Origin of the sequence: Shinella sp. WSC3-e, assembly GCF_945994535.1 — a bacterium.
GTDB lineage: Bacteria > Pseudomonadota > Alphaproteobacteria > Rhizobiales > Rhizobiaceae > Shinella > Shinella yambaruensis.
In genome coordinates, this window is sequence record NZ_OZ000530.1 from 1,313,471 (window position 1) to 1,331,178 (window position 17,708).

Genomic DNA, 17,708 nt, shown 5'->3' on the forward strand with positions numbered 1-17,708 from the left:
TTACATCGGGGTACAAGTTCGAAAGGGAGTCAAGACAATGGGTTCTTTCAGCATCTGGCATTGGCTGATCGTTCTGGTGGTGGTGCTGCTGCTGTTCGGCCGCGGCAAGATTCCGGAACTGATGGGCGATGTCGCCAAGGGCATCAAGAATTTCAAGAAGGGCATGTCCGACGAGGAAGCCGCCGCTGCCGACAAGGCGAAGACGGTCGATCACAAGGCCGACGAGGTCAAGTGACCGGCGTACGGCGCTCCGCGTCCCCCGTGACGCGCAAAGGACGCTGCAGAACCTGGATTTGCCAGGTCGATCCGTGCGGTTTGATATCGTGCGGATCGACCTGGCGGCCGCGAACGGCGGTTCGCGGTCCATGAGGACAGTACCCTATGCTTGATGTCGGCTGGACCGAAATACTCGTCATCGCGATCGTCCTGATCATCGTGGTCGGTCCGAAGGACCTGCCGCAGATGCTGCGCACGTTCGGCCGCATGATGTCGAAGATGCGCGGCATGGCGAGCGATTTCCGCCAGCAGTTCGACGAGGCGCTGCGCGAAGCGGACCTTGAGGACGTCAAGAAGACGATCGGCGAGGCGCAGAAGCTCAATCCGCTGAACACCATCCGCGAGGCGGTCAATCCGCTGCGCCAGATGGGCGACGAGATCAAGGCGGACCTGCAGAAGACAACCGGTTCCGTCTCCTCGGCTGCGCCCGCGACAACGCCGGCCGAAGGCGTCACCGCCAGCAGCACGCCGGTCGCCGTGCCCTCCGAAGCGCAGAAGCCTGCCTCGGCCGAGCCCGTCGCCGCCGTTCCGCTGAAGGCGGGGCCGACCAGGAAAACGACGGCGAGGAAGCCGGCCGACGACGCCGCGAAGGTGTCAAAGTCGCGCAAGGCGCCCGTCAAGGCGGAAGGCGTCGGCAAGGCCGCTGCCAGGCCGGCCGCGAAGACCACTGCCGAAAAGAAGACGGCGCCCGCCAGGGCCAGAACTACAAAGACCAAGAAGGGCGACGCATGAGCGGCGACATCGAAGACAAGCCCCAGCCGCTCATCGAGCACCTGATCGAGCTCCGCCAGCGCCTGCTGTGGGCCGTCGGCGCGTTCTTCGTCGCCTTTCTCGTCTGCTTCTACTTCGCCAAGCAGCTGTTCAACCTGCTCGTCCTGCCGTTCAAGTGGTCGGTGGAGTGGGCGGGGCTGACGCACCGCAATGTCGAGCTGATCTACACGGCGCCGCAGGAATTCTTCTTCACGCAGATCAAGGTCGCCATGTTCGGCGCGCTGGTCATCGCGTTTCCGGTCATCGCCCAGCAGGTCTACAAGTTCGTCGCGCCCGGCCTCTACAAGAACGAGCGCGCCGCCTTCCTGCCGTTCCTGATCGCCTCGCCGATCCTCTTCCTCATCGGCGCCGCGCTGGTCTATTTCTTCTTCACGCCCATGGTCATGTGGTTCTTCCTGGCCATGGAGCAGGGCGGCGGCGAGGGGCAGGTCTCGATCCAGCTCCTGCCGAAGGTGTCCGAATATCTCAGCCTCATCATGTCGCTGATCTTCGCCTTCGGCCTCGTCTTCCAGCTCCCGGTTGTCTCGTCGCTCCTGGTGCGCGCCGGCTTCATCACGTCGGACACGCTGAAGGAAAAACGCAAATACGCGATCGTCATCGCCTTCGTGGTCGCCGCCGTGCTGACGCCGCCCGATCCGGTCTCCCAGATCGGCCTTGCACTGCCGGCCATCCTTCTCTACGAGATTTCCATCTATACGGCCCGACTCATCGAACGGCAGCGGGCGAGCGCCTCGAACGCGCAGGATGCGGACAGCGAGGTCGTCGCAACGCCGGAAGAGGCCGACAAGGCCTGATCTTCGGCGTTGCCGCACTGTGCTGCCGGGCGCGGGTGGGCCTCAATCCACGGAACGCCTGGAACGACAATGCTTGATATCAAATGGATCCGCGACAACGCCGCCGCTCTCGACGCCGCCCTGGCAAAGCGCGGCGCGAGCCCCCTGGCACAGGCCCTCATCGATCTCGACGAGAAGCGCCGCAGCGTCATCCAGAAGGCGCAGGACATGCAGTCGCGCCGCAACGCCGCCTCCAAGGAGATCGGCGCGGCCATGGCGGTGAAGAACGCCGAGCTTGCCGACAGGCTGAAGGCCGAGGTCTCGGCTATCAAGGACCAGCTTCCCGCGGCGGAAGAGGAGGAGCGCCAGGTCACCGCCGAGCTCAACGACGCCCTGTCGCGCATCCCGAACATCCCGCTCGACGACGTGCCGGTCGGCACGGACGAGACCGGCAATGTGGAAAAGCTGAAATGGGGCAGCAAGCCCGGCTGGAACCACAAGGCTCTGGAGCACTACGAGATCGGCGAAGCCCTCGGCTACATGGATTTCGAGGCCGCGGCGAAGATCGCCGGCTCGCGCTTCACCGTGCTGAAGGGCCAGCTCGCGCGCCTCGAGCGCGCCCTCGGCCAGTTCATGATCGACGTGCATACCGGCGAGCATGGCTATACGGAAGTGCATGCGCCGCTGCTGGTGCGCGACGACGCCATGTTCGGCACCGGCCAGCTGCCGAAATTCTCCGAGGACCTGTTCCGCACCACGGATGGCCGCTGGCTGATCCCGACCGCGGAGGTCTCGCTCACCAACCTCGTGCGCGAGGATATCCTCGACCAGGAGAAGCTGCCGCTGCGCTTCACCGCGCTGACGCCGTGCTTCCGCTCCGAGGCCGGTTCGGCCGGCCGCGACACGCGCGGCATGCTGCGCCAGCACCAGTTCATGAAGTGCGAGCTCGTCTCGATCACCGATGCGGAAAGCTCGATCGACGAGCACGAGCGCATGACGGCCTGCGCCGAGGAGATCCTGAAGCGCCTCGGCCTGCATTACCGCATCATGACGCTGTGCACCGGCGACATGGGGTTCGGCGCCCGCAAGACCTACGACCTCGAAGTCTGGCTGCCGGGGCAGGATACGTTCCGCGAGATCTCGTCCTGCTCGGTCTGCGGCGATTTCCAGGCGCGCCGCATGAACGTGCGCTACCGCGGCAGGGACGACAAGGCGACGAAGTTTGTGCACACGCTGAACGGCTCGGGCACGGCCGTCGGCCGCGCGCTGATCGCCGTCATGGAGAACTACCTCAACGAGGACGGCTCGGTTACCGTGCCGGACGTGCTGCTGCCTTATATGGGCGGCCTGAAGAAGATCGAGAAGGCCGCCTGAGGCGGAAGGCGGAGACGACATGCGCATTCTTCTGACGAACGACGACGGCATCCACGCCGAGGGACTGGCGATCCTCGAACGGATCGCCCGTGAACTGACGGACGACGTCTGGATCGTCGCGCCGGAGACGGACCAGAGCGGGCTTGCCCATTCGCTGACGCTCTCCGAGCCGCTGCGCCTCAGGAAGATCGACGACAAGCGCTACGCGCTGCGCGGCACGCCGACGGACTGTGTCATCATGGGCGTGCGCGAGGTGCTCGACGAGAAGCCGGACCTCGTGCTGTCGGGCGTCAATGTCGGCGCCAACATGGCCGACGACGTCACCTATTCGGGCACGATCGCCGGCGCGATCGAGGGCACACTGCAGGGCATCAAGTCCATGGCGCTGAGCCAGGCCTACAACCATGCCGGCGGCCGCGTCGTGCCGTGGGAGGTCGCCGAAAGCTTCGCGCCGAAGCTGATCCGCCAGCTGATGGATGTCGAGCTGCCGGACTGGACCTTCTTCAACATCAATTTCCCGAACTGCGCGCCCGCGGAGCTCAACGGCGTCGAGGTCACCAGCCAGGGCAAGCTCGATTTCGGCCTGACGATCGACGAGCGCATGGATGGCCGCGGCTTCCCCTATTACTGGCTGCGCTTCGGCGAGCGGAAGGGCGATTTCCGCGCCGGCACGGACATCCATGCGGTGAAGAACCACAAGATCTCCGTGACGCCGCTGAAGCTCGATCTCACGGACTACACGGTGCTGGATCGCGTCCAGCGCGTTCTCAACGGCGAGGATGCGGATTGAACACGGGGCGGGTGATCGAGAAGGAGGGGTTTGCCGCGCTGGCGCTGCGCCTGCGCGGCCAGGGCATCAACGATCTCGACCTGCTGACGGCCGTGGAACAGACGCCGCGCACGCTTTTCGTGCCGCCGCAATTCGCCGGCGAGGCCTATTCGCGCCGGGTCCTGCCGCTCGATTGCGGCTCCTTCATCGAGGGCATCGACCTTGCGGTGCGCCTTCTGCATCTCCTGAACCTGAAGGCCGGCCAGCGGATCCTTGAGGTCGGCACCGGTTCCGGCTTCACCGCCGCCGTCATGGGCCGCCTGACGGAGCGCGTGCTGACCGTCGACCGCTATCGAACGCTGGTCACCAATGCGCAGCAGTCGATCGAGAAGGCCGGCATCCGCAACGTCATCGTGCGCCAGGCCGATGGCAGCAACGGCATGCCGGGCGAGGGGACCTTCGATCGCATCCTCGTCACCGCCGCCTTTCCGGCGCTGCCGCGGTTCTTCGCCGAGCAGCTGGTGTCCGGCGGCATGCTGATCGCGCCCGTCATGGTCAGCGAAACCGAGTGCCGCATGCTGAAGCTCGTCAAGACCGGCAGCCGCTTCGATCGTGAAGACCTCTTCGACGTGCCCTACCTGCCGATCGTGCCCCAGATGGCGCAGGCCCTCTGACCCATCCCGACCCGTGTTTCCTCCTCGCTCGGCAGGCTTGGGCCTGCCGAGTCTTTCGGCGTTTTCCCGGAAAATCGATGTTCACAGCTGGCGCGCCTGCACGCCAGGCGAGCGTTTCGGGCGAAAATACAATGCGTTAACCTTTTGTTAACCGACGCAAGCTTCGCGCAAGCTTTAAGGCGTAGGCCCATGACGAAGCAGAAGTTTCCACACAGGGCGCCGGTTTCCCAAGGGATGCGGCGTTCCGATGGAGAGGAAAATGCACGTCTCGAACAGGATCGCCAGCAGCTCGACCAGCGACAGCCTCGCATATCTTGCGACGAGGGCTGCGGGCAAGGCTGCCGAAGAGAATGTCGAGGCGGGCTCGACCGCGCATCTGGCCGGCGGCAGCTACGATCCGTCCGCTCATGTCGGCCTTTCCGTCGACGCGCTGCTGGTCCTCAGCGTTGCGCGGGAAGAGGTGGCCTACAGCCAGCCGGCGCTCACGGATGCCGAGCGGGAGAATCTTGATACGGCCGCGCTCGAGGAGCGGGAGCATGCCGCCTTCGGCCGCTTCCTGGAGGAAGGCGACCGCAAGGCCTATTACCGCGCCTATATCGAATATTTCGACAGCATGCCGGCGGAGGACCAGCGCAGCGCCCGCTATGCCGGCACGCGCGAGCCCGCCGTCGCGGCCCTGCGCGCCATCGCCTACAACGAAAGCGCCCTCGACATGACGGCGCCCGACGCCGCCCTGGAAAACGCGACCGCCGCCGGGGACAGGGCTGCCCGGCGCGCGACGCCCATCGCGGCGATCTTCCAGCCGAGCCAGGCGGACTTCGAGAACGCCGCCCGCCTCGTCACCAGCCGCATCTCGCGCGCCGACGCCATGTATGCGACCGGCTTTTGAGCCGCTTGCGCACGCCTTTCGCCATGGTGCGGGCGAACCATGGTTATCAATTCATCAAAAAACCGATGCGGATAGCCCTGCTTTAACCGGGCAGTAACTCTAACGCGCTTTAATCGGCCTACATCAAGTAGCGTACCGATTGGGTAGTCATATGCGTAAGAGTGTATCGCCGAGTTTTGCCAGGACCACGACCCGCCTCGTTGCGGCCGCCCTGCTGGCCAGCGTCGCGACCGGGTGCAGCTCGGACGTGTCTCGTTTTGGCGGCCTCTTCTCCTCCTCCGGTCAGGACAATATCACCACCAGTTCGGTTCCGCGCCGCACGCTGCTCGGGGGCAATCCGGTTCCGCGCGGCAATGTCGGCAACGGCCAGCAGTTCGCGACGGCCGACCAGCTGGGGTCGCGCGAGGAGGCGCTCAACCAGCCGTTCCCCGATCAGGGCACGGTTTCCTACGACCCGATCAACACCGCGACCACCGGCGGCTCCGGCACGCGGCTGGCGACGACGCCGATGAGCGTCCAGCGCGGCGAGCTCGCCGATCCGACGCTCGGTGCCCGCCAGTCCGCCGAGCGCGAGGTCGCCCTCGGCCAGCAGCTTCCCGAGCGCAAGGCGAAGGCCATCGTCGAGGGCGCCGACAACCTGACGACGTCGACCGTCAACAAGGGCAAGGCCGGCTGGTCGACGCGGAACGCACCGGTCGTCATGCTGCGCCAGGGCGAAAGCGTGAAGACGCTCGCCAATCGCTACGGCGTGCCGGAAAAGGAAATCCTCGCCGCCAACAACCTGAAGCGCGCGTCGGATGCCGAGCCCGGCCAGAAGATCGTCATCCCGACCTTCAGCACCACGGCAAGCGCCGCCAAGGCCTCGACCGACAGCACGCTCAAGGTCGACAACAAGCTGCCGACGCCGGAGCGCAAGGGCGAGCAGAACGTCGCCATCCTGCCCACCACCTCCAGCCGCGAGAAGCTGAAGTCGGAAAGCGGCCAGACGAATTCGAACGTCGCCGATGCCGGCGAAGGCAAGGCCAAGGGCGGCTACGAGGTGCAGCCGGGCGATTCGCTCGCCAAGATCGCGCGCAGCAACGGCGTCTCCGTCGATGCGCTGAAGAAGGCGAACGGCCTTGAGACGGCATCGATCCGCATCGGCCAGAAGCTGGTCATCCCCGCCGGCGGCAGCGTGGCCGCGGCCGAGACGACGACCGACAGGACGGTGACCGCGTCCGTTCCGGTCAAGAAGGAAAAGGCCGTCGAGACGGCGGAGAAGAAGCCTGAAGCCTACAAGGCGCCGGTCAAGACCGTGTCGGTCACCGAAGTCGCGGAAAAGTCCGATGTCACGGAGGAAGCGCCCGAATCGACCGGCATCGGCAAGTATCGCTGGCCGGTGCGCGGCGCGGTGATCGCCGGCTATGGCGCCAATGTCGAGGGCAACCGCAATGACGGCATCGACATCTCCGTCCCGGAGGGCACGCCCATCAAGGCCGCCGAAAACGGCGTGGTCATCTATGCCGGCTCCAGCCTGAAGGAGCTCGGCAACGCGGTCCTCGTGCGCCACGACGACGGCACGGTCACGGTCTACGGCCATGCCGGCGACCTCAATGTCCAGCGCGGCCAGAAGATCCAGCGCGGCCAGACCGTCGCCACCTCCGGCATGAGCGGCAACGCCACCCGCCCGAAGGTGCACTTCGAGGTGCGCAAGAACGCCACGCCGGTCAACCCGATGACGTTCCTGGAATAGGATTCTGGTCGGTTGGAAAAACAGAAAGACCCGGTTCAACCGGGTCTTTCTGTTTGCGGGGGGTACCTGCCGAACCTCTCCACCGTCATGGTGGGCTCGATCCGACTATCCGCCTCCGTGCGCCGGTCGGTGGATCCCCGGCTCAAGGCCGAGGATGACGTCGGAGGGCGGGGTGAGGTTTCCCGATATTACTGAGGCCGGGATCGACCGGGCCTTGCTGTTCCTGACAAAGGCGCCGAACCTCTCCTCCGTCATGGCGGGCTTGACCCGACCATCCACCTTCCGAGCACGCCGGTGGATCCCCGGCTCAAGGCCGAGGATGACGTCGGAGGGCGGGGTGAGGTTTCCCGATATTACTGAGGCCGGGATCGACCGGGCCTTGCTGTTCCTGACAAAGGCGCCGAACCTCTCCTCCGTCATGGCGGGCTTGACCCGACCATCCACCTTCCGAGCACGCCGGTTGATCCTCGGCTCAAGGCCGAGGATGACGTCGGAGGGTGGGGTGAGGTTTCCCGATATTACTGAGGCCCGGATCGACCGGGCCTTGCTGTTCCTGACAAAGGCGCCGAACCTCTCCTCCGTCATGGCGGGCTTGACCCGACCATCCACCTTCCGAGCACGCCGGTTGATCCTCGGCTCTGGGTCGAGGATGACGACAGAGGGTGGGGCGAGGTTACCCTCAAGAGGAAGGTCGGCCCGACGGGGCCCTCTCATTTCATCAGCGGCTTGCCGAGGCGCCCGGCCAGATCCTGCACATATTGCCAGGCGACGCGGCCGGAGCGCGAGCCGCGGGTCGTCGCCCATTCCAGCGCCTCGGCGTGCAGCTGCTCTGCCGGGATGTCGAGGCCGAAATGCCGGGCGTAGCCGTCGATCATCTCCAGATATTCGGCCTGGCTGCACTTGTAGAAGCCGAGCCAGAGGCCGAAGCGGTCGGAAAGCGAGACCTTCTCCTCCACCGCCTCCGACGGGTTGATCGCCGTCGACTGCTCGTTCTCCATCATGTCGCGCGGCAGGAGGTGCCGGCGGTTGGAGGTGGCGTAGAGCAGCACATTGTCCGGCCGGCCCTCCACGCCCCCGTCGAGCGCCGCCTTCAACGACTTGTAGGACGTGTCGTCATGGTCGAAGGACAGGTCGTCGCAGAAGATGATGATCGGGCAGGGCGCTTCCTTGAGGATGTCCATCAGCGCGGGCAGCGTGGCGATGTCCTCGCGGTGCACTTCCACCAGCTTCAGCCCGCTTCCCGTCTCCTTCGCGGCCAGCGCATGGACGGATTTGACCAGCGACGACTTGCCCATGCCGCGCGCGCCCCAGAGCAGCACGTTGTTTGCCGGCAGTCCGCGGGCGAAACGCACCGTGTTGTCGACGAGGATGTCGCGCACATGGTCGACGCCGCGGATCAGCTCGATCTCGATGCGGTTCGGCCGCCTGACCGGCTGCAGGTGCTGGCGGGCCGGCGACCAGACGAAGACTTCGGCGGCGTTCCAGTCGTTGACGGCGGGGGCGGGGCCGGCGAGGCGTTCCAGCGCGGCGTTGATGCGGCCGATTTCGGCGAGCAAGAGCTTGACGTGATCTTCCTGCAATTTCTCTCTCCTCATGCGTCCCTGCCGGGTAGCATGCGGCGGCGGGTCGCGAAAAGGGGGAAAGCGCTTGAAAACAGGCCGCTTCGCAAGGTCGTGTGTTGCATTCAATGCCCGCTTGCCTATATTCCGGCAACCGAAACGGCCCCTCCGGCCGCCCGAATTCACGATTTCAAGGAGTAGTTGATGTTCATTACCGAGGCCTTCGCGCAGACGGCGGCACCCGGCGGGGCAGGCGGCGCAGACATTCTCATGTCGGTCCTGCCGTTTCTGCTGATCTTCGTGGTGATGTATTTCCTCATCATCCGCCCGCAGCGCGCCGCCATGAAGCGCCGCGATGAGCTTCTGAAGAACATCCGCCGCGGCGACCAGGTCGTCACCGGCGGCGGCATCGTCGGCAAGGTCACCAAGGTCGTCGACGACAACGAACTCGAAGTCGAGATCGCCGAAGGCATGAAGGTGCGCGTCGTGCGCAGCGGCGTCAGCGAAGTCCGCGTCAAGGGCGAACCCGTCAAGGAATGACTTGGCCTGCCGCCTGGCCGGGCAATGACCCGGCCGGACGGCCCGACTGGTTTTCAGCCGGCGGCGCGCCGGATTAGTCGAGATCGCGATGCAGCAATCCGCCCGCTGGAAGACCTTTTCTCTCTGGCTCGTCCTTGCGGCGAGCCTTCTTGTCCTTCTGCCGAGCCTTTTGCCGGCGCGCATGACCGTCGGCCTGCCCGGGTGGATGGCGGGCCATCGCCTCGTCCCCGGCCTCGACCTGACAGGCGGCTCCCGCCTCGTGCTGGAGGTTTCGCGCAGCGACATCGCGGCCGAGCGCCTGCGCGCGGCCGTCGAGACCATCGGGAACACCCTGCGCGCCGCGCGCATTGCCCACAGCGACCTCAACGGTGCAGAAGACACGATCGACGTCACGGTAACGGCGACCGACCGCCTCGATGCCGCCCGCACGGCGCTCGCCGGCCTTGGCCTCGGCGCGCTCAGCGAGCCGGAAAGCGGCAAGTTCCGCATCGTGCTTGCCGCCGACGCCGTCGACAGCGCCGCAAGCGCGGCCTCGCTCGGGGCCGTCGATGCGGTGCGCCGCCGGGTCGAGAGCCTCGACATTCCCGAGCTCGTCGTCGCGCGCGGCGAGCGTGATCGCATCGTCGTCTCCATGCCGGGCCTGACCGATCCGCAGCGCGTCAAGGATATGCTGGCGACGGTCGGCAAGCTTTCCGCCCGCCTCGTCGACGACAGCGTGCCGCTCGACACGGCGATCGAGGACGGCGTGCCGGCGGGCTCCGAGGTGCTCTACTCCACGGGCGAGCCGCCGGTCGGTTATGTCGTGCGGCAGGACGATCTCTTCACCGCCGTCGATGTCGCCTCGGCGGAGCCCGCTCCCAACGACGAACCCTTCATCGAATTCGTGCTGAAGGCCGGCGCTGCCGAAAAGCTCGCCGCCTTCACGCGCGAGAACAGCGGGCGCACCATCGCCATCCTGCTCGACGGGCAGGTGATCTCGACCTCGCGCATCCAGGGCGCCATCACCGATGGCGTCGGCCGCCTTTCCGGCGATTTCGACGCGGAAGGTGCGGCGAACCTCGCGCGCATCATCGCGAGCGGCCCGCTGCCGGCCCCGCTCACCATCATCGAGGAGCGCTCGATCGAGCCGGCGCTCGGCACGACCTCGGCCACGACGGTGGTCGTCGCGCTTGCCGTCGCCATCGTTGCCGTCGTCGCCTTCATGACCTTCTTCTACGGCGTGCTCGGCGTCATCGCCTCCTTGTCGCTGGCCTTCGCCATGGTCCTCTCCTTCGCGGTGCTGGCGCTTGTCGGCGCGCCGGTCTCGCTGTCGATGATCGCCGGCATGGTGCTGACCGTCGGCATCGCGGTCGATGCCAGCGTGCTGATCTTCGAACGCATCCGCGAGGAGGTGAAGGGCGGACGGGAGCTCTCCCGGTCGGTCCTGGTCGGCTTCCGCCGTGCCCGTGCCACGGTGCTCGATGCCGCCGTCACCATGTTCATCGCCATCGCGGTCCTCTTCCTGCTTTCGGCAGCTCCCGTGCGCGCCTTCGCGCTTGCCGTCGGCATCGGCCTTTTCGCGACGCTCGTCACCACCTTCACGCTGACGCGCCGCCTTGTCACCGTCTGGCTCAACCGCAGCCACGCGACGCACCTGCCGAAGGGCGTGCGCACCGGCCTCTTCGACCGGCTCAACCTGCGCTTCATGGCGGTGCGCAACGGGGTCTTCCTCCTGACCGCGGTGCTGTCGCTCGCCATCGCCGGCCTGCTTGTCGCCGGCAAGCTCAGGCTCGGCATCGATTTCACCGGCGGCGCGGCGCTGGAGGTTCAGGCCAAGGCCGGCAATGCCGATCTCGACGACATCACCGCCCGCCTGAACGATGCCGGCGTGGACGTGCTGACCGTCACGAAACAGCGAGACGCGCGCCATGCGCTGGTGCGGCTGACATCGGCGGGCGAGGGCGAGAACGCGGAGCAGACCTCCGTGCTGGTCGCCCGCGGCGAGCTGGAGGACGACTACGACTTCCGCCGCGTCGAGGTGGTCGGCCCGGCGATTTCCGGCGAGCTGATCGATACGGCGACGCTCGGCTTCGTCGTCGGCCTGCTTGCGCTCATCGCCTATATCTGGGTCCGCTTCGAATGGCATTTCGCCATCGGCGCGATCATCGCGCTGGCGCATGACGTGTTCTTCACGCTCGGTTTCCTGGCGCTCGCCAAGATCGAGTTCAACGTCACCGCAGTCGCCGCACTGCTGACGATCGCCGGCTACTCGCTGAACGACACGATGGTCGTCTACGACCGTATCCGCGAGAACCTTCGGCATTTCAAGCAGATGCCGCTGCCGATCCTGATCGACGACGCGATCAACCGCACGCTGTCGCGCACCGTTCTGACGTCTGCGACCACGCTGATCGCGCTTGCCGCGCTCGCGCTCTTCGGCGGCGAGGCGATCGGCACCTTCGCGCTGACGCTGCTCTTCGGGGTGGCGATCGGCACCATATCCTCTATCTACATTGCCGGGCCGATCCTCATCCTGTTCCGCCTGCAGCCGGAGCGCTACCGCCCGGGCAAGGGCGGCAAGGGACCGGCCACGGAGGCGACGGGAGCCAATGGCTAAGGGCATCGAAATCCGGGAGGCGCATTTCCCCGGGCGTGCGCCGATCGACGCATATGGCAATGGCGGCTTCCGCTTCGCCGACATGTCGCATCGCGGCTCCATTCTCTGCCTGCCGTCCGGCATCCACGGCTGGAACAAGCAGGAAGGCACGCCGCTGACGCTGGCCGACCTCCAGCGCGTGCTGGACGAGGCGGGCGAGATCGAGGTGCTGCTCGTCGGCACCGGCAAGGAGATCCGTCCGCTCTCGGCCGAGATCAAGGCGGCGCTGACGGAGCGCAAGGTCCGCTCCGACCCGATGAGCACCGGCGCTGCCGTGCGCACGTTCAATGTCATGCTGGCCGAGAGCCGGGCCGTCGCCGCCGCGCTGATCGCGGTGTGACGCGGAAGGCGGTTCTTCGACGTGACCGATACACGGCAAGCCCACTACGCGCACTGTCTGGCGATGCTTCGCGACACCGATCGCGACCGCTATCTCGCCTGCCTGCTGGCCCCGGCGGAAAAGCGCGGCGCGCTTGCCGCGCTCTATGCCTTCAATGCCGAGATCGCCCGCGTGCGCGACGTGGTGCGCGAGGCGCTGCCCGGCGAGATCCGCCTGCAATGGTGGCGCGACGTGCTCGACGGCACGGCAGAGGGCGATGCCATGGCCAACCCGCTTGCCGCCGGCCTGATGGCCTGCGTGGAGGAATACCGGCTGCCGGTCGCCGTGCTGGCGGACATGACCGAGGCGCGCATCTTCGATGTCTACAACGACCCGATGGAGAGCCGCGCTGCCTTCGAGGGCTATGCCGGCGAAACCGCCTCGGCGCTGATTCAGCTCGCAAGCCTCATCCTCGATGCGGCGAGGGCGCCCGGATCGGCCGAGGCCGCGGGGCATGCCGGCGTGGCGCAGACTGTCGCGGGCACGTTGCTGATGCTGCCGATCCACCGGCGGCGCGGCCAGGTCTACCTGCCGGCCGATCTTCTCGCCGCCACGGGCCTGACGCCGGAGGCCCTGCTTGCCGGCGACGACACCGCCGCGGCCGCGCGGGCGGTGGATGCCTTTATCGGCCTCGGCCGGGAACATCTCGCCAAGGCCAGGGCCGCCGGCGGCATTGCACCGGCCAATCGCCCGGCCTTTTTGCCGGTCGCCCTCGTTTCGCCTATACTGGATGCAGTGGAGAAGGCCGGCGCGGCGGCACTGGAGCGTTCTCTCCAGCCTGCCCAGTGGCGGCGACAGTGGTGGATGTGGCGAGCGCTGCGCCGCGGCCCGTTCTAGGCACGAGACTCAATTAGCCCACCATATGACGATTGCGGCGATGAGGATTGTGGCTTTGAAGTTTGCGGCGAGCTTGTCGTAGCGGGTTGCGATGCGTCTCCAGTCTTTCAACCTGCAAAAGGTGCGCTCGATGACGTTTCGCCGACGATAGGGCCTTTCATCGAAAGGATGCTTTCGTTTGCGTGTCGGATTATTCGGAATGACGGGGACGGTTTTTCGCCTGAGCAGGTACTGTCTGAGACGATCACTGTCATAAGCAGTATCTGCGATCAGGAAGTATGCTGCGCTCACGCAGTCCAGCAGAGGAACCGCAGCCTTTACGTCTCCCATCTGGCCCGGCGAGACCAGAAGGTTGAGCGGGCGGCCACGACCGTCTACGAGGACGTGGATTTTCGTAGTCCTGCCACCCCGCGAGCGGCCGATCGCTTGCGTTTGCGCCCCCTTTTCCGCCAGCCGCCGATCGGTGAGCCTTGGCTGTGGTGGAATCGATCATCTGCATGTCGGCAGGGCTGGCTTCAACCAGCGCATCGAACAGCTTCTGCCAGAGGCCGCGCCCTGCCCAGCGATGAAAGCGATTGTAAATGGTCGTCGGCGGGCCGTAGGCGGCAGGGCAATCCTGCCACCGGCAGCCAACACGCAAGACATGGACAATACCGCTGAGAACCCGACGATCATCGACCCGGCGAGCGCCGGGGCGGTTCTTTGGCAACAAGGGCTCGATCGCAGCCCATTGGCGGTCATTCAACCAGAAGAGATTGTTCATGAATTTCCTCCCAGGACAGGAAGAGAATCACAAAGGAAAACTATAATCAATCAGTTGATTGGGTTTTGACCCTAGAGCATTTCCGGTGAACTCCGGTTCACCGGAAATAGCCCAGATTCTTGTTTTACCGCATTATCCGACGCCAAAGCGACTTCGCTTCGGTTGGAAATGCTCCAGGATCCGTCCCCCCTCAGGATAGGTGTTCTGTTGGGGTACGGACCCTAAGGCGCCCGGCCGGGTTCCCGTTTCTTCGCATGTCGCGTAAAATCGCCGCGCATGTCCGCGCGACGTGCCTTGGCACCTGACAAGACGCAAAACTGGCGCAAGCCTTGTCCGCTACAGCGGCAGGATGTTTTTCGTGGAGGAATCGCGCCGATGCTCTGGACCGTCACCATCGCCTGCTTGCTCTTGGCCGGCCTCGTCTTCCGTCAGATGTTTCGCCGGGAGGATGCGCAGGAGATGGCCGGCGAGGATGCCGGGCTCGCGATCCTGGAATTCGGCCGGGCCTTTCCCGAGGAGGCGATCCGCGAGGTCATCGCCACGACGGACGGCCGCACGGTGTTCCTGCGCCTGCATGACGGCAAGGCCGGCTGCATGCATGCCCACGGCCACCACTATTCCTGCCACCGGATCGAACCCGGCACCGTGCGCGTCGAAAGCGCCGGCCCGAAGCGCCTCGCCGTGAAGTTCGCCAATGCCGCCTTCGAGGGCGGCGTCTTCGAGTTCCGCGACGAGCGGGAGGCCGCGGAGGTCTCGCTCTGGCTGCTCGGCAGCTTCATGCCGGCGGTGGTCGGTCTTGGCCCGGAGGCCGCAGGCCGGCAAATCTAAAAAGGCGGGCCAATCGCCGATGGGACGACATTGCCTCCTTTTCCTTTTCCTCTGCGGGGAGAAGGTGGCCCGAAGGGTCGGATAAGGGGGCGTGTCCGTCTTGCGCCTGCAGCCTCTCGTGGAGAAGGGCAAGAGGCGCGCTCCCGGCCTATACGGGTGTCGTGCATTTTGAGGGTGCGGCCGCGGGCCGGCCGCCCGAGGTCAGCGGCCGAGCCAGCGGGCGCAGTCTTCGAGCGCCCTTGCGGCCGTCGCCTGCTTCTTGGCGAGGGCCTTGTCCTTGCCGCGGAACCGCTTCATGCCTTCCGGCTTCGTCACCGTGCCCGGCTCCAGTGGCGGGAACAGGCCGAAATTGATGTTCATCGGCTGGAAGGAGCGTTTGCCCGGCTCGTCGTCGGAGACGATGTGGCCGCCGGTGATGTGGCCGAGCAGCGAACCGAAGGCCGTGGTTTCCGGCGGCAGCGACGGCGTTTCGCCGCGCCGTTCGGCCACCGCGAAGCGGCCGGCGAGCAGGCCGATGCTGGCGCTCTCCACATAGCCCTCGCAGCCGGTGATCTGGCCGGCGAAACGCAGGCCCGGGCGGCCCTTCAGCGTCAGCGAGCGGTCGAGCAGCGTTGGCGAATTGATGTAGGTGTTGCGGTGAAGGCCGCCGAGGCGGGCGAACTCGGCATTCTGAAGGCCGGGGATCAGGCGGAAGATTTCTGCCTGCGCGCCGTATTTCAGTTTCGTCTGGAAGCCGACCATGTTGTAGAGCGTGCCGAGCGCATTGTCCTGCCGCAGCTGCACGACAGCATAGGGCTTGACCGTCGGGTTGTGCGTATTGGTGAGGCCCATCGGCTTCATCGGCCCGTGGCGCAGCGTCTCGCGGCCGCGCTCCGCCATCACCTCGATCGGCAGGCAGCCGTCGAAATAGGGCGTGCCTTCCCATTCCTTGAAGCCCGTCGTGTCGCCGGCGATGAGGGCGTCGACGAAGGCGTTGTACTGCGCCTCGTCCATCGGGCAGTTGATGTAGTCCTTGCCCGTGCCGCCGGGGCCGACCTTGTCGTAGCGCGACTGGAACCAGCAGATGTCCATGTCGACGCTGGCCGTGTGCACGATCGGCGCGATGGCATCGAAGAAGGCGAGCGAATCGGCGCCGGTGCGTTCCTGGATCGCCGCGGCGAGCGAGGGGGCGGTGAGCGGCCCGGTGGCGATGATCGCCTGGTCCCAGTCCTCCGGCGGCAGGCCGGTGACTTCCTCGCGCGTGATGGTGATCAGCGGGTGGCTTTCGAGTGCGGCGGTGACGGCGGCGGAAAAGCCGTCGCGGTCGACGGCGAGCGCGCCGCCGGCCGGCACCTGGCTGGCATCGGCCGCGCGCATGATCAGCGAGCCGGCGAGCCGCATTTCGGCGTGCAGCACGCCGACGGCATTGCTGGTCGCATCGTCCGAGCGGAAGGAATTGGAACAGACGAGCTCGGCAAGGCCGTCCGTCTTGTGGGCATCCGTGCCGCGCACGCCGCGCATTTCATGCAGGATGACGGGGACGCCGTTCTCGGCGATCTGCCAGGCGGCTTCCGAGCCGGCAAGGCCGCCGCCGATGACGTGGATGGGAGCGAGGGAGGAGGTCTGTGTCATGGGCGGTTCGTTACCATGCCCGCGGGCCGACTTCCATGGCGGAACTTCAAAAGCCCGAATCAAAAACGGCACCGAATGGTGCCGTTTGAAGCGTTCCTCGCGCGTCGCCGTTTCCGGCCGCAGCGGCGGAAACCGGCTATGTCTTAGCGGAAGGAACGGGCTGCGATGTCGCGGATGTCGTAACGGGTCAGGCCGATGTCGGACAGCGTGTGGTTCGACAGGTTGCCGAGTTCGTTCATCGTGCGGCGGTAGGAAATCCAGTTCTTTGCAATGCGGATCGGGTTCATGGTCATCTCCTCGAAGTGTTGGCCGGGAGGTCTGTCTCGCCGGTGTGTGAGCTCTATATAGGCGATCCCCTTGTTAATGTGCAGTGCAAAGAAAATGCAGCTGCTATGCATTTGTGCAATAAGACGACCATCAATCGGGCAGATGGATCGCCTGCAGGCAAAATGGGCAGAAAATGCCGCCATTCCAGGCAGATAGGAAAAATGCGTGCCGGGGAAGGGCGGCCCTGCATGTCGCGCATGGAAAATTGCGACATTGTGCGGCGCAAAAAGACGCGCAAACGAAAACGCCCTCCGGCGGGAGCCGGAGGGCGTTCGAAACGGGACCGTTAAAGGTCGATCGGCTTAGTTGGCGGCCTTGCGGGCGATATACGGGATATCGCTGCGGCCGATGCCGAGGTCACGGAGTTCCCGGTCCGACATGCGGCCGAGTTCGTTGACGGTCTGACGGTACTTGCGCCAGTTGTTGAAAGAGCGTGCCAGGTTCATGTTCTTACCCCTTTCTTGGGCTTCCTGCTGGGGCGGCCGCTCGTCCTTGGCGCCGCCCCGATCTGATGATTGGAATATACGCTGCGCCGCCGAAAAGAACAGCGCTGTTACAGCACGGCACCTATGCGTTTTGAGCATGTCAAGCAGAAATTTTGGCAAAATTCAGGCCAAATTCCGGGCGTTCGGCCATAAAGTTTAAGGCCGCTATGCAACATTGCTTGGTTGCGACGCAAAAAACAACGCCCGCCGGGGGAGGAGGTCCGGCGGGCGTTGCTGATATCGATTGGCAGCCTGGGAGGAGGAGGGAGGGCCGCCAATCCTGTCGGGGACGTTGGGAGGAGGAGATCGTCGCCCGACCGATGAGAACCATATAGGCCGCCGCAGCCGTGCGCGGTAGAGCGCGATCGGAATGGCACCTATGCGCAGGGCGCATGTATTCCGCGCTGTGCGGGACAGGGTTGCCCAGGTGTTGGGCGAAACGGTGGGCTTGTCTGGCGATCGGGCCGCTTTGGCGCGGCCTGCCAT

At 65.6% G+C, this 17,708-nt stretch carries 19 protein-coding genes; 13 read left to right on the forward strand and 6 right to left on the reverse strand.

Features of this window, described 5'->3' with window-relative positions; translation table 11 throughout:
• The first annotated feature begins 37 nt into the window (after window positions 1-37).
• From AABF56_RS06685 to AABF56_RS06720, 8 genes are all read left to right on the forward strand, one after another.
• A complete protein-coding gene (locus AABF56_RS06685; RefSeq protein WP_023511864.1) occupies window positions 38-235 on the forward strand; it encodes a twin-arginine translocase TatA/TatE family subunit in 198 nt (65 codons plus the stop codon).
• Window positions 236-381: 146 nt separating this feature from the next.
• Window positions 382-1,008, forward strand: coding sequence for a Sec-independent protein translocase protein TatB (gene tatB / locus AABF56_RS06690; RefSeq protein ID WP_272805359.1), 627 nt, complete (start codon window positions 382-384; stop codon window positions 1,006-1,008).
• The gene (gene tatC / locus AABF56_RS06695; protein WP_244765617.1) at window positions 1,005-1,841 is read left to right on the forward strand and encodes a twin-arginine translocase subunit TatC; all 837 of its coding nucleotides are present in this window, start codon (window positions 1,005-1,007) and stop codon (window positions 1,839-1,841) included. Before tatB ends, tatC begins: the two co-directional genes overlap by 4 nt.
• 69 nt (window positions 1,842-1,910) lie before the next feature.
• On the forward strand, window positions 1,911-3,194 hold the full coding sequence (gene serS, locus AABF56_RS06700; protein ID WP_272805360.1) for a serine--tRNA ligase: 1,284 nt from the start codon (window positions 1,911-1,913) through the stop codon (window positions 3,192-3,194).
• 19 nt (window positions 3,195-3,213) lie between these two features.
• Window positions 3,214-3,984 (forward strand): 5'/3'-nucleotidase SurE, encoded by a 771-nt coding sequence (gene surE, locus AABF56_RS06705; RefSeq protein WP_244765615.1) that lies wholly within the window; start codon window positions 3,214-3,216, stop codon window positions 3,982-3,984.
• Entirely contained in the window at window positions 3,981-4,637 is a 657-nt protein-coding gene (locus tag AABF56_RS06710) for a protein-L-isoaspartate(D-aspartate) O-methyltransferase (RefSeq protein ID WP_244765614.1), read from the forward strand. The genes surE and AABF56_RS06710 overlap by 4 nt, the downstream gene beginning before the upstream one ends.
• A gap of 259 nt (window positions 4,638-4,896) precedes the next feature.
• Complete coding sequence (locus AABF56_RS06715) at window positions 4,897-5,526, forward strand: biotin biosynthesis protein BioC (protein ID WP_272805361.1); 630 nt, start codon at window positions 4,897-4,899, stop codon at window positions 5,524-5,526.
• Between the two features lie 151 nt (window positions 5,527-5,677).
• Window positions 5,678-7,258, forward strand: coding sequence for a peptidoglycan DD-metalloendopeptidase family protein (locus tag AABF56_RS06720; RefSeq protein WP_244765612.1), 1,581 nt, complete (start codon window positions 5,678-5,680; stop codon window positions 7,256-7,258).
• Window positions 7,259-7,363: 105 nt separating this feature from the next.
• Here AABF56_RS06720 and AABF56_RS06725 read toward each other — a convergent pair whose 3' ends face one another.
• A complete protein-coding gene (locus AABF56_RS06725) occupies window positions 7,364-7,843 on the reverse strand; it encodes a hypothetical protein (RefSeq protein ID WP_338341905.1) in 480 nt (159 codons plus the stop codon).
• A gap of 125 nt (window positions 7,844-7,968) precedes the next feature.
• Window positions 7,969-8,838, reverse strand: a complete 870-nt coding sequence (locus tag AABF56_RS06730) for an ATP-binding protein (protein ID WP_272805363.1) — start codon at window positions 8,836-8,838, stop codon at window positions 7,969-7,971.
• A 183-nt stretch (window positions 8,839-9,021) separates the two neighbouring features.
• Here AABF56_RS06730 and yajC point away from each other — a divergent pair, with 183 nt between their 5' ends.
• From yajC to AABF56_RS06750, 4 genes are all read left to right on the forward strand, one after another.
• A complete protein-coding gene (gene yajC, locus AABF56_RS06735) occupies window positions 9,022-9,357 on the forward strand; it encodes a preprotein translocase subunit YajC (protein WP_244765610.1) in 336 nt (111 codons plus the stop codon).
• 88 nt (window positions 9,358-9,445) lie between these two features.
• Window positions 9,446-11,953: a protein translocase subunit SecD gene (secD, locus tag AABF56_RS06740; RefSeq protein ID WP_272805364.1), complete on the forward strand. Its 2,508-nt coding sequence runs from the start codon at window positions 9,446-9,448 to the stop codon at window positions 11,951-11,953.
• On the forward strand, window positions 11,946-12,332 hold the full coding sequence (locus AABF56_RS06745; protein ID WP_272805365.1) for an Mth938-like domain-containing protein: 387 nt from the start codon (window positions 11,946-11,948) through the stop codon (window positions 12,330-12,332). Before secD ends, AABF56_RS06745 begins: the two co-directional genes overlap by 8 nt.
• 63 nt (window positions 12,333-12,395) lie before the next feature.
• Complete coding sequence (locus AABF56_RS06750) at window positions 12,396-13,208, forward strand: phytoene/squalene synthase family protein (protein WP_272807454.1); 813 nt, start codon at window positions 12,396-12,398, stop codon at window positions 13,206-13,208.
• A 9-nt stretch (window positions 13,209-13,217) separates the two neighbouring features.
• Here the strand turns inward: AABF56_RS06750 and AABF56_RS06755 are convergent.
• A protein-coding gene (locus tag AABF56_RS06755) for an IS5 family transposase (RefSeq protein WP_443021094.1) occupies window positions 13,218-13,971 on the reverse strand; the annotation gives its coding sequence in 2 pieces (ribosomal slippage) (window positions 13,218-13,637 and window positions 13,639-13,971; 753 coding nt in all).
• Between the two features lie 375 nt (window positions 13,972-14,346).
• Here AABF56_RS06755 and AABF56_RS06760 point away from each other — a divergent pair.
• Window positions 14,347-14,799, forward strand: coding sequence for a hypothetical protein (locus AABF56_RS06760; protein ID WP_272805367.1), 453 nt, complete (start codon window positions 14,347-14,349; stop codon window positions 14,797-14,799).
• Window positions 14,800-15,000: 201 nt separating this feature from the next.
• On the opposite strand, the gene trmFO is transcribed toward AABF56_RS06760, so the two are convergent.
• The 3 genes from trmFO to AABF56_RS06770 all read right to left on the reverse strand — a co-directional run bounded on the left by trmFO (window position 15,001) and on the right by AABF56_RS06770 (window position 17,183).
• Window positions 15,001-16,410 carry a methylenetetrahydrofolate--tRNA-(uracil(54)-C(5))-methyltransferase (FADH(2)-oxidizing) TrmFO gene (gene trmFO / locus AABF56_RS06765; RefSeq protein ID WP_272805368.1) on the reverse strand — a complete coding sequence of 470 codons (1,410 nt, stop codon included), beginning with the start codon at window positions 16,408-16,410 and terminating at the stop codon, window positions 15,001-15,003.
• 143 nt (window positions 16,411-16,553) lie between these two features.
• Complete coding sequence (locus AABF56_RS37760; RefSeq protein ID WP_023511883.1) at window positions 16,554-16,697, reverse strand: DUF1127 domain-containing protein; 144 nt, start codon at window positions 16,695-16,697, stop codon at window positions 16,554-16,556.
• Between the two features lie 342 nt (window positions 16,698-17,039).
• Entirely contained in the window at window positions 17,040-17,183 is a 144-nt protein-coding gene (locus AABF56_RS06770; protein WP_024270460.1) for a DUF1127 domain-containing protein, read from the reverse strand.
• Window positions 17,184-17,708: the final 525 nt, after the last annotated feature.

Bases quoted from the DNA above. Each gene is read 5' to 3' on its own strand.
- AABF56_RS06685 (WP_023511864.1), top strand. From the start codon at position 38: ATGGGTTCTTTCAGCATCTGGCATTGGCTGATCGTTCTGGTGGTGGTG.
- tatB (WP_272805359.1), top strand. From the start codon at position 382: ATGCTTGATGTCGGCTGGACCGAAATACTCGTCATCGCGATCGTCCTG.
- tatC (WP_244765617.1), top strand. From the start codon at position 1,005: ATGAGCGGCGACATCGAAGACAAGCCCCAGCCGCTCATCGAGCACCTG.
- serS (WP_272805360.1), top strand. From the start codon at position 1,911: ATGCTTGATATCAAATGGATCCGCGACAACGCCGCCGCTCTCGACGCC.
- surE (WP_244765615.1), top strand. From the start codon at position 3,214: ATGCGCATTCTTCTGACGAACGACGACGGCATCCACGCCGAGGGACTG.
- AABF56_RS06715 (WP_272805361.1), top strand. From the start codon at position 4,897: ATGCACGTCTCGAACAGGATCGCCAGCAGCTCGACCAGCGACAGCCTC.
- AABF56_RS06720 (WP_244765612.1), top strand. From the start codon at position 5,678: ATGCGTAAGAGTGTATCGCCGAGTTTTGCCAGGACCACGACCCGCCTC.
- AABF56_RS06725 (WP_338341905.1), bottom strand. From the start codon at position 7,843: ATGACGGAGGAGAGGTTCGGCGCCTTTGTCAGGAACAGCAAGGCCCGG.
- yajC (WP_244765610.1), top strand. From the start codon at position 9,022: ATGTTCATTACCGAGGCCTTCGCGCAGACGGCGGCACCCGGCGGGGCA.
- secD (WP_272805364.1), top strand. From the start codon at position 9,446: ATGCAGCAATCCGCCCGCTGGAAGACCTTTTCTCTCTGGCTCGTCCTT.
- AABF56_RS06745 (WP_272805365.1), top strand. From the start codon at position 11,946: ATGGCTAAGGGCATCGAAATCCGGGAGGCGCATTTCCCCGGGCGTGCG.
- AABF56_RS06750 (WP_272807454.1), top strand. From the start codon at position 12,396: ATGCTTCGCGACACCGATCGCGACCGCTATCTCGCCTGCCTGCTGGCC.
- AABF56_RS06760 (WP_272805367.1), top strand. From the start codon at position 14,347: ATGCTCTGGACCGTCACCATCGCCTGCTTGCTCTTGGCCGGCCTCGTC.
- trmFO (WP_272805368.1), bottom strand. From the start codon at position 16,410: ATGACACAGACCTCCTCCCTCGCTCCCATCCACGTCATCGGCGGCGGC.
- AABF56_RS37760 (WP_023511883.1), bottom strand. From the start codon at position 16,697: ATGAACCCGATCCGCATTGCAAAGAACTGGATTTCCTACCGCCGCACG.
- AABF56_RS06770 (WP_024270460.1), bottom strand. From the start codon at position 17,183: ATGAACCTGGCACGCTCTTTCAACAACTGGCGCAAGTACCGTCAGACC.